At 38.2% G+C, this 12524-nt stretch carries 10 protein-coding genes; 3 read left to right on the top strand and 7 right to left on the bottom strand.

The window, feature by feature from the left end:
- Positions 1 to 330: 330 nt before the first annotated feature.
- Positions 331 to 981, bottom strand: coding sequence for a metal-dependent transcriptional regulator (locus tag ACSZOX_RS03980; RefSeq protein ID WP_437918497.1), 651 nt, complete (start codon positions 979 to 981; stop codon positions 331 to 333).
- 128 nt (positions 982 to 1109) lie between these two features.
- Here ACSZOX_RS03980 and ACSZOX_RS03975 point away from each other — a divergent pair, with 128 nt between their 5' ends.
- Positions 1110 to 1928 (top strand): ZIP family metal transporter, encoded by an 819-nt coding sequence (locus ACSZOX_RS03975; protein WP_437918495.1) that lies wholly within the window; start codon positions 1110 to 1112, stop codon positions 1926 to 1928.
- A gap of 146 nt (positions 1929 to 2074) precedes the next feature.
- Here ACSZOX_RS03975 and ACSZOX_RS03970 read toward each other — a convergent pair whose 3' ends face one another.
- The 3 genes from ACSZOX_RS03970 to ACSZOX_RS03960 all read right to left on the bottom strand — a co-directional run bounded on the left by ACSZOX_RS03970 (position 2075) and on the right by ACSZOX_RS03960 (position 8207).
- Positions 2075 to 3349, bottom strand: coding sequence for an efflux RND transporter periplasmic adaptor subunit (locus ACSZOX_RS03970; RefSeq protein ID WP_437918493.1), 1275 nt, complete (start codon positions 3347 to 3349; stop codon positions 2075 to 2077).
- Between the two features lie 6 nt (positions 3350 to 3355).
- On the bottom strand, positions 3356 to 7669 hold the full coding sequence (locus ACSZOX_RS03965; protein ID WP_437918492.1) for a CusA/CzcA family heavy metal efflux RND transporter: 4314 nt from the start codon (positions 7667 to 7669) through the stop codon (positions 3356 to 3358).
- 202 nt (positions 7670 to 7871) lie between these two features.
- Positions 7872 to 8207 (bottom strand): DUF6660 family protein, encoded by a 336-nt coding sequence (locus ACSZOX_RS03960; protein WP_437918491.1) that lies wholly within the window; start codon positions 8205 to 8207, stop codon positions 7872 to 7874.
- Between the two features lie 325 nt (positions 8208 to 8532).
- Between ACSZOX_RS03960 and ACSZOX_RS03955 the strand changes: the two genes are divergently transcribed.
- Positions 8533 to 9147: a Pr6Pr family membrane protein gene (locus ACSZOX_RS03955; protein ID WP_437918489.1), complete on the top strand. Its 615-nt coding sequence runs from the start codon at positions 8533 to 8535 to the stop codon at positions 9145 to 9147.
- A 119-nt stretch (positions 9148 to 9266) separates the two neighbouring features.
- Positions 9267 to 9794 carry a YceI family protein gene (locus ACSZOX_RS03950; RefSeq protein WP_437918487.1) on the top strand — a complete coding sequence of 176 codons (528 nt, stop codon included), beginning with the start codon at positions 9267 to 9269 and terminating at the stop codon, positions 9792 to 9794.
- Between the two features lie 119 nt (positions 9795 to 9913).
- Here ACSZOX_RS03950 and ACSZOX_RS03945 read toward each other — a convergent pair whose 3' ends face one another.
- Genes ACSZOX_RS03945 through ACSZOX_RS03935 form a run of 3 tightly spaced genes read right to left on the bottom strand, consistent with a single transcriptional unit; the run spans position 9914 to position 12481 of the window.
- Complete coding sequence (locus tag ACSZOX_RS03945; RefSeq protein ID WP_437918485.1) at positions 9914 to 10822, bottom strand: aldo/keto reductase; 909 nt, start codon at positions 10820 to 10822, stop codon at positions 9914 to 9916.
- Entirely contained in the window at positions 10806 to 11495 is a 690-nt protein-coding gene (locus ACSZOX_RS03940; protein ID WP_437918484.1) for an FKBP-type peptidyl-prolyl cis-trans isomerase, read from the bottom strand. The genes ACSZOX_RS03945 and ACSZOX_RS03940 overlap by 17 nt, the downstream gene beginning before the upstream one ends.
- Complete coding sequence (locus tag ACSZOX_RS03935; RefSeq protein WP_437918482.1) at positions 11495 to 12481, bottom strand: glycosyltransferase family protein; 987 nt, start codon at positions 12479 to 12481, stop codon at positions 11495 to 11497. The genes ACSZOX_RS03940 and ACSZOX_RS03935 overlap by 1 nt, the downstream gene beginning before the upstream one ends.
- Between the last annotated feature and the right edge of the window lie 43 nt (positions 12482 to 12524).

Genomic DNA, 12524 nt, shown 5'->3' with positions numbered 1-12524 from the left:
ACAACTTAAAACAAAAAATTAGGCTACTTTTCATAAAACGAAACAGGGGTGTTCTATGTTATCTATCATAAAAAAACAAAAAAGGATCGCAATACAAATAAAAAAACATCTATTTATGTAGCATTCTCTTTTTTATCCATTTTTTTGGGTCTTTGGGATTTGAGAATACACTTCGATCAGAACTACCTATTGATTGGAGTCTCGGGGAGGAGACGAGATGGTTTGGTGTGTTAAAGTTAGCACACCGGCCATTTCGCAGCCCAAGACAGATGAACAAACCCTACCAAGAACTAATAGACGAAAAAGTATAAATTAAAATACTATTCTCAGTTAAAAGATAAGTAACCTATCGCAAATAACTTTACTTAATACAGTAGTAAGATTTGACTTGTAAGATACAGTCATATTCCCGTCAAAAGATTCGATATTTAAAATCTTGATTTCGGTACCTAAACTCAGATCTTTTGTTGTCAGATACGTAAGGAAGCCTTCTGAAGAGTCATTAATTGCTTTTAATCGAACACATTCCCCCGCTACACATTGGCTAAGTTTTCTGTAATTATTGGGTTTTATGAGGCCTTCAACATCAGGGATAGGTGAACCATGTGGATCAAATTGCGGATATCCAAGCAACTCATCCATACGATCAAAGAATGCTATAGACTGGATATGCTCTATTTGTTCGGCGATGACATGAACCTTATCCCAACCAAATCCCATCTTTTCTACAAGATACATTTCAGTTAGTCTATGTTTCCTAACAATAGAGGCCGCAATCTTCCTACCTTGTGGAGTTAGCTTTGTCGGACGATAGCTTTCATAGACGACCAAACACTTCTCAGAAAGCCGTTTCATCATACTAGTCACCGTCGGCATCTTTACCTGCAAGTGTTGACTTAGCTCATTAATGCTTACTTCCTCTTTTTCTTGGGAAAGTGCAAACAAAATTTTGAGATAATTTTCCTCGGTTGATGATATCATACACAAATCTACTAAGAATTTTTAGTTAAAAATATAATGAAACTATTTTGTTAGATTTGTCTAACTTTTTATTTTCACAAAACTAATATCGATCTCTTGATGAGCAAGATATTAAATTAAATAGATTTATGATTGACACTATCCTTTACCATTTTGAACATATCGATCCGATATGGGCAGCCCTTTATGCGACACTATTTACATGGTTCGTAACGGCTTTGGGAGCCGCTTCCGTATTTTTCTTTAAAAGAACTAGCAATAATATAATGGATGGAATGCTTGGCTTTACTGGAGGTGTAATGGTTGCAGCAAGTATTTGGAGCCTATTGATACCAGCGATTAATATGAGTGAAGGAGAAGGCTTTCAAAAGGTTATTCCTGCTGTAGTAGGCTTTCTTGTAGGAAGTTTTTTTCTTTTCGTAGTAGACAAGGTCCTGCCACACTTGCATGTCAATTTCAAACAAATAGAAGGTGTGAAAACACCATGGCAAAAAACCACACTGATGATTCTTGCTATTACACTTCATAATATCCCTGAAGGATTAGCAGTAGGTGTTCTATTTGGCGGCGTTGCTGCGGGTATTCCAGAAGCGACAATCTCCGGGGCTGTTCTGTTAGCTATAGGTATCGGTTTGCAAAATTTCCCCGAGGGTATCGCTGTTGCTATGCCATTACGAAGAATGGGGATGAGTAGACGAAAAAGCTTTATGTATGGTCAAGCTTCCGCTATAGTTGAACCTATTTTTGGCGTAATCGGAGCACTCGCTGTTACGACATTCACACCTATTCTTCCCTATGCACTTGCATTTGCTGCAGGAGCTATGATTTTTGTTGTGGTAGAAGAAGTAATTCCAGAAGCACAACAGCATAAAAATTCTGATGTAGCGACCTTGGGATTTATAGCAGGTTTCGTTATTATGATGACATTAGATGTAGCATTAGGTTAGCGAACACGAAGTCAAATTTAGGATAAGAGAAAAAATAAGGAGAGCTGCGCTCTCCTTATCCAAATGCAGTATTAATATGATACGTACCCGCATAACTATCTTAAAAGTTTAAGATCAAGTTTGCCACTTGTTATGCCACAGGCAGATTAGTGTGCGTGTCCTCCTGTATTACTCATCTTAGCGTTGATAAAAAAACCATTTTTAACGGCAATTTTAGATCCTGATGGAATGCTACTTACTAAAGTAATAGCCGTATACCCCATCTCAGATACACCTTTTATCACTTCTATTTTTTCAAAATTAATTGTCCCACTTTTTTCGTGTACATGTTGATGTTCTTCTTCTTTTTCGTGTTCATGTTCATGTTCATGTTCATCCCCTTCCTTATCGGTTCTTACAAAGATGTAGTTTTTTCCATCAGCTTCCACAATAGCGGAAGTGGGTACAGCAGGAACTAAACTTTGATCCAGACTGACCGTTCCAACGGTATTCATACCATCAATAAGTCCTGATTTATTACCAACGACATTACAGTGAACAGCAATGGACTTGCTCTCATTTTCAAAAGAAGCCCCAATACTGAACACTTTTGCTGAGTAAATTATGGATGGGTTATTGGTAATCGTAAAATTAACAATCTGTCCGATTCGGATATTCGACAAATCTTTTTCAAAAACCTGTAAATCCAAATGTAGAAGGTCATTATCTACAACCTCCATCACCGGCGAGGAAACGTCAACATAGCTACCGATCTTTGCAAACACATTACTGACCACCCCATTTATCGGACTTGTTACAACCAGATTTGAACGTAAATTAGTATCACTTACTGTCTCTGGGTCAATCCCCATCAATCTGATTTGCTGTTGCAGTGAGGCTTTCTTCGTACGAAGGGCGTTAATTTGAGCATTCGCACTTTGTAGATTCTTACGCGTGCCCGCCTTTCCCTCATTGAGTTCTTGTTGCCTTTGCAATTCTTGATCAGCCAACACAATTTGACTAGAAACCATTAGATATTCCTCTTGTAATTGAATGAATTGGGGATTGGCAACAGTGGCAATAACCTGCCCTTTCTTTACCCGATCTCCCAGCTGTACGGCCATACTTCGAATCACTCCCCCATAAAGAGGCGTTATATTAGCCTTATTATTATTGGGTACACGCAAGACGCCATTTGCCTTAACCACGGCTGTAAGATTCTTCATCTCCATTTCTCCAAGCACTATACCTACCGATGCCATTTGTTCTTGCGTAAGACTAGTAATCGTTACGGTTTCACCACTATGTTGTTCTTCTCCATGTCCTGCGTGTACATTCGTATCCGCATGGTCATGTCCATCATTATTGCTATGTTTCTGTCCGCAACTCCCAAAAAATAAAAGAAGTATAACTGTATATATAATATTTTCACTGCGTTTCATGCGTAATTATTTATTGTTAAAGTAATTAAATTCGATTGCCGAATGATTGTAGAGATTAAGTACATCCAAATAATTTTGACGAATGGCAATTGCCTGACCTAAAAACTGGCTCAATTCTGCAAATCCAATTTCTCCTGTATTATAACTTAGGCTCGCTGCTTTAATAATTTCATTAGCCTGTTTCAATCCTGACGACTCATAAAAATGTAGTAGGGAAACATTTTTCTGAATGGCAGACCGTGTAGTTAATTGCTGTGTTTTCAATTCTTGTGTCTTGTAAGCTAAATTCTCCTCCTGCACTATCTTCTCAGCCTGAGCAGTCTTAACTTTACTGCGACTCGCACCCCATCCGAAAATTGGAATAGCTGCAGTCACAGAAAAGCCCGTAAAAGGATCATCTGCTCCCCATAGCCTTTGTGAAAAAAAACGTCCAGTAAAATCTGGCAAATTACTTTTTCGTTGGATGTCGATATTTTTTTCGGCGATAATTACATTCTGTTGCTGCAAAAGAAGCACAGGATGAATAGACGACAATTCCACCAAATCAACTTCTATTTTTTCCAATGGGCTATCGATGGGCAACATCCATTCATTTTTATTCAGCAACATCATCAATTGCTGTTGCTGAATCAGCATTTCCTTGTTATTCTGCTCGACTTGGGCACGAACCTCGTTGGCCTTTGCCTCAGCAGCGATTTTGTCTAATGCAGCAACATCGCCTGTACGTAACCTCAATTCAGTCGCCTTAAATAAAGAAGAATAAATACTATCCAACTGTGCATAAAGCTTCTGACGATCTTGCAAATACCATAATTGATAATAGGCTATGCGAACATCCCTCGTTATTGCAGCTTGCAATACATTTTCATCGAGTTCAGTGTATTTAAGCTGTTCTTCAAAATATTTTTTACGGGCAACCAGCAATCCCGGCCACGGTATCTCTTGCGATAATCCAATTTTTAATATACCTATATTATCTGAGGGACGATAATCTTCATTTTCAAAAAATAGACCTGTTTTTGGGATTTCTAGTGCTGTTTTTACATTCAATGTAGCCACCTGAACCTCTGCTTTATTTACACGGATGCGTTGGTTACTTGTTATGGCACTTTCGACCGCGCTACCAATCGATATTCTTTCTTGAGCACGAATTCCAAAAATGGAAAAACAAAATAGCAAAATCGATACAGAGGCTTTCTTATTGCCTATTTTGCTAAAATTAAATGAGGAATTAAAAAGGATATAAAGCAAAGGTAAGACAAAAAGTGTAAGAAAGGTAGCTGTTAAAAGTCCACCTATTACTACGGTAGCCAGAGGTTTTTGAACTTCCGCTCCTGCACTTGAACTGATTGCCATTGGCAAAAAGCCTAAGGAAGCAACCATAGCAGTCATTAACACGGGGCGTAATCGTATTAAAGTACCTTCTTTTACTCGCTGTAACACATCTGTAATCCCCTCTTTCTCCAACTGGTTGAACGTGCCAATAAGAACGATACCATTTAGCACGGCAACGCCAAACAATGCAATAAAACCTATCCCGGCACTGATACTGAAAGGCATATCCCTTATCAGCAAAGCAAAAACGCCACCTATTGCACTCATTGGAATAGCAGTAAATATGAGAATAGCCTGTTTAAATGAGTGAAATGTAAAATAAAGAAGCATAAATATCAGTAACAGTGAAACTGGAACAGCAATCATTAGGCGTGCACTCGCTTCTTGCAAATTCTCAAATTGTCCACCATAAGTAAAATAATATCCAGAAGGTAGTTTTATCTTTGTATTCAGTTGTTCCTGAATATCCTCCACAACGCTTTGTACGTCTCTTCCCGAGACATTAAATCCAATAACGATTCTTCGCTTTCCAGCTTCTCGACTAATTTGTGCAGGGCCTAATTTATAACCTATTGTTGCCAATTGTGATAAAGGAACCTGTGTTTCTCCGCCTACGGGAATCATCAGATTACTTACGTCATCGATATGGTTCCTATTTAGGCTATCCAAGCGGACAACCAATTCAAAACGTCTTTCATTCTCGTACACCTGTCCGGCAGATTTTCCTGCAAAGGCGGTACTCACTATATCATTAATCTGTTTGATCGTTAATCCATAATTAGCAATTCGCGTTCGATCATATTCAATATTGATCTGAGGCAGACCACTCACGCGTTCAATTTGTGGAGTTGTAGCTCCAGGAATGCCTTGTACAATTTGTCCAACCTTCGTTGCGTACACCGCTAAACTATCCATATCCTCTCCAAAAATCTTGACAGCTACATCCTGACGTATTCCCGTCATTAATTCATTAAACCGCATTTGGATAGGTTGATTTTTTTCAAAAAACACACCAGGAATAACTTCTAATTTTTCCATAATAGCGTCCGCTAACTCGTTATAATTTCGTCCTGATCTCCATTCGTCTTGAGATTTAAGGACGACCATCATATCTGTTGCCTCGGGAGGCATAGGATCCGTAGGCACCTCTGCAGCTCCAGTTTTGCCTACAACCATCTTCACCTCATCAAACTCCTTAATAATCCGCGATGCCTTCATTGAAGTCTCTATACTTTGACTCAACGAACTACCTTGCGGAAGTATACAATGAAATGCATAGTCTCCTTCTTGAAGTTGTGGAATGAATTCGCCTCCCATGCGGTTAAAAATGAAAACAGTGATTATAAAGACGGCTAATGTTACCGAAATAATAAGATATTTAAACCTTATAGCTACCTGTAATATCGGTGCATAAAGTTTCTGTAGTTTATACACCAATCTATCGCTGAACGTTTGCTTCTGATGCCCTTTCTTAGGAAGAAAAAGTGCGCACATCATAGGGATATATGTCAACGACAAGATCAATGCCCCCAATATGGCGAAGCCAACGGTTTTAGCCATTGGCGTGAACATCTTACCTTCTACCCCTACGAGAGTCAAAATTGGAATATAAACGATTAGAATAATGATTTCTCCAAAAGCAGCACTCGTTCGGATTTTGGAAGCCGATTCAAAGACCTCTTCATCCATTTGTTTTTGTGTAAGTTTCTCTGTGGATTTTCGTAATCCCAAATGATGGAGCGTCGCTTCAACGACAATCACAGCACCATCGACAATCAGTCCAAAATCTATTGCACCTAAGCTCATCAAATTGGCGCTGACACCAAATACGTGCATCATGCCTAACGCAAATAGAAGCGAAAGAGGAATAGCCGACGCAACAATAAGTCCTGCACGGAGATTACCTAAAAAAATAACGAGTACAAAAACAACGATCAATGCACCTTCAATCAGATTCTTCTCCACGGTATTAATTGCACGTCCGACTAAGTCTGTACGATCAAGATAGGGTTCAATCACGACATCATCTGGTAAAGACTTCTGGATTGTAGGAAGTTTCTCCTTGACTCGCTTAACTACCTCATTACTATTCTCGCCTTTTAGCATCATGACAACCCCACCAACAGCGTCCACTTCGCCATTGTAAGTTAGAGCGCCATAACGAACAGCACTACCAAAATCAACCTCAGCTACGTCCTTTATGTAAATCGGCACCCCTCCCGCTGTTTTTATCGCTATTTCTTCTACGTCTCGCAGGGAAGTAACGACTCCTATACCACGAATGAAATACGCATTTGGCTTTTTATCGATATACGCACCTCCTGTATTTTGATTATTTTGTTCCAAAGCTGTGAATATCTCGGGAATACTCACGTTCATCGCCTTCAATCGATCAGGATTGACAGAGACCTCATATTGTTTTAGTTCTCCACCAAAACTATTGATCTCTGCAACACCAGCAGTTCCGTATAACTGCCTAGCAACGATCCAATCCTGCATGGTACGCAGGTCTTTAGCGTTATATTTTCCTTCACTACCTTTCTTGGGATGTATAATATATTGATACACCTCACCAAGCCCTGTACTCACAGGCGCTAGCTCTGGAGATCCTATTCCAGCAGGAATATCTTCGACTGCTTCTTTCAATCTTTCATTGATAAGTTGTCGCGCAAAATAGATGTCCACATCTTCTTCGAAAACTACCGTAATAACGGAAAGTCCAAATCTTGAAATACTACGTATTTCTTCTACTTTGGGAACATTCGCAATACTTTGCTCAATAGGGAAAGTCACCAATTGTTCGACCTCCTGTCCCGCCAACGTAGGACAGGAGGTAAAGATTTGAACTTGGTTATTTGTTATATCTGGAACGGCATCAATAGGAAGCTTTGTTGCACTCCAAATTCCCCAGATTATCAAGATCAATGTCATCAACCCTACAATAATCTTATTTTTGATACTAAATTTTATGATGCTATCTAACACAATAGATGTCTTAATGTCAACATTTTGTTTAAGTTAAAACTTAAACAGTTAAATATTCTGTGGCAATACAATAGCATATATTCTTTCGACAAGAGATACATGATCTATTTTCGAACCTACAGGCTATTGCATACCCTGATTACGACAATCTGATTCCACCATCAGATTATAAACGAAATCAGTTGTACAATAAAAAAAACTACTACGCGTTAAATTTTGGGGGTTGCCAAATACGACTAGGATAATGAGATACGTGTTGAGTTCTTTGGAAGAACTTTAGTTTCGGTAAATCTATAGCGACTGTTTTACCTAATTCGATTTCAAAAAAATTAATCGACACCATGTTAACACTGCAGCAATTGCAAGAACAAAAAGGCGAACAACCATCACCGCTATGCTCGGTGTGATCATGGGTTCCATCTTGCGTATCACCAATAGCTGTAACCACAGAATCAGGCGTATAGCTTACGCTATCCTTACAGGAAATTCCCGAAAGCAATAGAACATATATAGCTAATATACCTATGAAAAATCTCATCTACACAAAGATGAATAAATTCCCTTTCATATGCAACATTATAGTCTATCCAATAAATTGATCGATAACATATATAATAATTTACTAAAAAAAAGCCAATTAACTAGTAATTATAACTTATTTAACACAAGGGGCCTTATGTTCTAATCCAAAAAAATTGTTTATTTTCCACCATATGTTTATCTTGAGACAATAAACGAATTAAATTCCCCTGTAAATAACAATAAAATAATACAAACTAACAAATACATACACCATAGTATTAGAGCAAATAATTTATACGGCATAGCTTTATTTTGATAGCATCTACAATGAAAGATACATTATGAGACGGAAATTAGAAATTATTGGTTTATCACTAGCCTGGTTAACCATATTGACACAATTTGTACTGATGCTGTATCATAGACAGACGGACATAACAGAAATGCTTATCCGTTTTTTTAGCTATTTCACCATACAGACGAATCTTTTAGTCGCATTTTTTTTCACAAGTGCTGCATTTAATCTCCGCAGAGGTTTTTTTCGTATTTTCAAAGGAGCAGGCAGTCTAACAGCTGTAACAGCGTTCATTCTCGTGGTTGGCATAGTCTACCAAGTGGCACTTCGTAGTTTGTGGCATCCTACAGGCTTGCAATACCTAGTTGATGAACTCCTACATACTGTCATCCCCTTATACACATTTATTTTTTGGTGGATTTATGTAAAAAAAGCAAACGTACGTAAAAATGCAGTATTGATTTGGCTGATCTACCCTATCACCTATTTGGGTTTTGTCATGACACGCGGAGCAATTTCCGGATTCTATCCATACTATTTTTTAAACCTAGATAAAATAGGTGTGTTGAAGACCTTTGTAAACCTTAGCCTCATTACACTAGCTACGTTGTCACTATTATTGGCTCTAGTTTATCTGGGAAAGAAGATTGACAAAAGCTAAACTATGGAATTCATCAGCCCTTTGTCAAACTCCTATTTTATTACCATAGATCAATGCTTTCAGTTGATTTTTATTGGAGATTTGTATAAATTGAGAAAAATAAAAACAAACATAATATTATGGCAACGTGGAATTTAGATAAAGCACATAGTGAGCTTGAATTTAAGGTTAAACACATGATGATTTCGAGCGTTAAAGGACAATTTCAAGACTTTGAAGTAACAGTGAATGGTAGCTCGCCTGATTTATCCCAAGCACAGGTTAATGTTGAAATTAAAACAAATTCAATTACCACGAAAAATGAACCTCGAGACCAGCATTTAAAAAGTGAGGAATTCTTCAATGCATCATCTTATCCTGATATCACTTTTAAGTCTACAGAGATTAAAAAAGTAGATGAAGATGAATTTACTTTATTGGGTGATCTTACGATAAAAGGAGTAACAAAACCTACTGTATTCACCGCGGAATTTGGTGGTTTAGCCAAAGATCCTTGGGGTAATAAAAAAGCTGGATACACGATTTCTGGAAAAATTAATCGTCAAGATTTTGGTCTCACCTGGAACGCTGCACTAGAAACTGGCGGTGTTATGGTCAGCGAAGAAGTAAAATTCCATGCAGACGTTCAATTTGTACTAGCACAATAGCCGATTCACGAGATTGTTAATAACAAAAAACATATCACGCCTATTTTCCTTTTTTGATTAGGATCAGAAAAGGAAAATAGGCGTGATATAAATAGATCAGATATTTTTCAGAAAACTCATTAGTTCAAGTGATCTGTATAATTCAGTTTGCGCAAGCCTCGCTCTAATTCCTGATAAATTTCCTCATCCAACGGTGATAAACTTGGGATGATAGCGGTTAATTCTTTCAATTGTGCTAACGTCCTTACCCCCACCGCAGCGACAGATCTTACGGATTTCCCTAATACATAAGATACTAACAGCTGCATTTTACTAATTCCTAAAGATGCAGAAATCTTATCTATATTTCGCTTGGCATGCCCCACTTCTCCCGAAGTCAATTGAAGGTAATTATCGATCGGTTTATCGATAAGTTTTCCCTGTGTCAACGCACCTCTGCCAATCAAGGAAATATTATTGTTTTCAAGAAGAGGAAATAAAAGTTCAGGACGCCTATCGAGCAGATTGTATTGCATCATCACACTGACAATATTCGATTTTTCTGCATAAGTACGAATAACATTAGGTCTGATAGAAGAAAGTCCATAATAGCGTATCTTTCCATCTTCAACCAATTGTTCAAAAGCCTCAATAATTTCATCTATGGGATCCTCCATTGTACCTCCATGCAATTGATAAAGGTCAATATAATCCGTATTCAAGCGAGAGAGCGATGATTCTACCGTTTTAATAATATAAGGCTTCGTTGCTTTCCAATCCCATGTACTGCCATCTGAGCGCCATTGATTCCCCACTTTCGTAGCTAACACCATTTTGTCACGAACCCCAGCCGCAGCTTGACCTATCAGAGTCTCATTCATTCCTCGCTCGTATAAATCAGCCGTATCGAAAAAATTAAAGCCAGAATCATAGGCGTGTTTGAGTATATCGAGATTTAATTTATTCGTCCCGCCTTTGAGCGACATTGCTCCAATTCCAACTGGAGACACCATGAGTTCTGAATGACCTAACTTAATTAACGGCAGCATCCTTTGTTTTTATCCCAATCAACTCTATATCGAATACTAATGCACTGTAAGGAGGTATTTCACCACCTGCACCACGCTCTCCATAGCCAAGCGAGGAAGGTATATACAATCTATACTTTGATCCTACAGCCATTAATGGAATACCAATTTGCCAACCCCGAATAACACCGTCCAGAGACAAATCTAAAGGCTCTCCTCGGTCATACGAACTATCAAAAACTTTTCCACTAGCAAGTGCACCTTTATAATGAACAGTTACTTCGTCGGAAGAAGTAGGTTTTGGACCTGTTCCTTCCTGTAATACTTCATAGTAAAGACCTTCTGGAACACTCTTCACTCCAGTTTTTCCTTTAATACTTTCGAAAAAAGAGACTTCCTCTTGTTTCAAAGCAGTGGCCTTAGCTTCAGCGGCATTCGAGAAAGCCTGTTTGATTAAACGAATCCCCTCTTCTTGCGTAATGATACGACTCGATCCGGTAGTGCCATCATTTACGCCCTTTAAAAAGCTTTCTACATCAATAACCACCCCACTATTTGCTAACGATGCTCCTACATCCATTCCAAGCGAATAAGAAACAGAATCTTTATTCGATTTTAAAACTTGTGCTTCGCTATCCAAAGCTTGTGTCAACGCTAGAGCCAATATAGCATACCCTACTTTTTTCATTTTCATTATTTATGTTTTTCTACAATTTTCGTTATTATTTCTCGCGTATTATCTGGATAATCTACGATGACCTTATTTTTACTATTCAACCAAGATTCTATCGCAAAATCATATTTCTTTTTTAAGCTGTTTATCACAGGAACCCCCATTTGCTCTAACGCAGCGGCATTCAAATGTTGTTCATATTGATTTTTCATAGGGACAACCAATAATTTCTTTTTTAAGAAAAGAGCCTCAGCGGGTGTTTCAAATCCTGCGCCACACAACACTCCTGACGCATTTGCCATGCTTTGAATGAACGTATCACTTTGAATCGGGTTTATCGTCACATTCTTGAGTGTAAATTTCTTCTTATTGTGTTTTGAGTAAACGTCCCATTGTACGTCTGGAAATTTAGACAAATTTTTCAATAAATGCGCATCATCATACGATGGTAGATACACGGTATAATGTCCCGCATCCTTTGCATCCAATTCCCGAACTGATTGTCTAATCACAGGCGTAAAAATATTTTTACTGTATGACTTAAAATGAAATCCGTAGGAAACAGTCGTTGGTGCGTAGTTCTTCATGATAAATTTCCCCAACATATCTTTCTCATCTGGTTTCGGACTCGCAGGATCCAACGCCCCTATTTGATGGCTTAGCCCAATACAGGGAACATCACGAGTTTGACATGCCCAGGCGGAAATGGGTTCAAAATCATTAATAACTAAATCATAATCTTCTACTGGTAAATTTTGAATTTCTTGCACAAACTTACGAACAGTAGAACTCATAAATGTTCGCCACAAATCTACTCCCCCCGATTTCCCAAAAATAAAGCTCAAGCCATGCAAACGGTACTTAACATCGAAAGGTAGAGCGATATCTGCTTGAATGCCGCTCACTAGTACATCGACCTCTCCTAAGTCTTGTAAAATTGGAATGATATCCAAAGCACGACATAAATGTCCATTCCCAGTACCTTGTACAGCATACAATATTTTCATCTTAACCTGTATTTATCTCGTCCAAAGTACTAATTTTCTTGAT

Origin of the sequence: Sphingobacterium sp. LRF_L2 (genome assembly GCF_965644235.1) — a bacterium.
Lineage (GTDB): Bacteria > Bacteroidota > Bacteroidia > Sphingobacteriales > Sphingobacteriaceae > Sphingobacterium.
This window is presented reverse-complemented; position numbering and strand designations above follow the sequence as displayed.

What these genes read in the sequence shown, in the direction of transcription:
- ACSZOX_RS03935 (WP_437918482.1), bottom strand. Translation starts at nt 12,481, where the DNA reads ATGAAAATATTGTATGCTGTACAAGGTACTGGGAATGGACATTTATGT.
- ACSZOX_RS03975 (WP_437918495.1), top strand. Translation starts at nt 1,110, where the DNA reads ATGATTGACACTATCCTTTACCATTTTGAACATATCGATCCGATATGG.
- ACSZOX_RS03980 (WP_437918497.1), bottom strand. Translation starts at nt 981, where the DNA reads ATGATATCATCAACCGAGGAAAATTATCTCAAAATTTTGTTTGCACTT.
- ACSZOX_RS03960 (WP_437918491.1), bottom strand. Translation starts at nt 8,207, where the DNA reads ATGAGATTTTTCATAGGTATATTAGCTATATATGTTCTATTGCTTTCG.
- ACSZOX_RS03970 (WP_437918493.1), bottom strand. Translation starts at nt 3,349, where the DNA reads ATGAAACGCAGTGAAAATATTATATATACAGTTATACTTCTTTTATTT.
- ACSZOX_RS03940 (WP_437918484.1), bottom strand. Translation starts at nt 11,495, where the DNA reads ATGAAAATGAAAAAAGTAGGGTATGCTATATTGGCTCTAGCGTTGACA.
- ACSZOX_RS03955 (WP_437918489.1), top strand. Translation starts at nt 8,533, where the DNA reads ATGAGACGGAAATTAGAAATTATTGGTTTATCACTAGCCTGGTTAACC.
- ACSZOX_RS03945 (WP_437918485.1), bottom strand. Translation starts at nt 10,822, where the DNA reads ATGCTGCCGTTAATTAAGTTAGGTCATTCAGAACTCATGGTGTCTCCA.
- ACSZOX_RS03950 (WP_437918487.1), top strand. Translation starts at nt 9,267, where the DNA reads ATGGCAACGTGGAATTTAGATAAAGCACATAGTGAGCTTGAATTTAAG.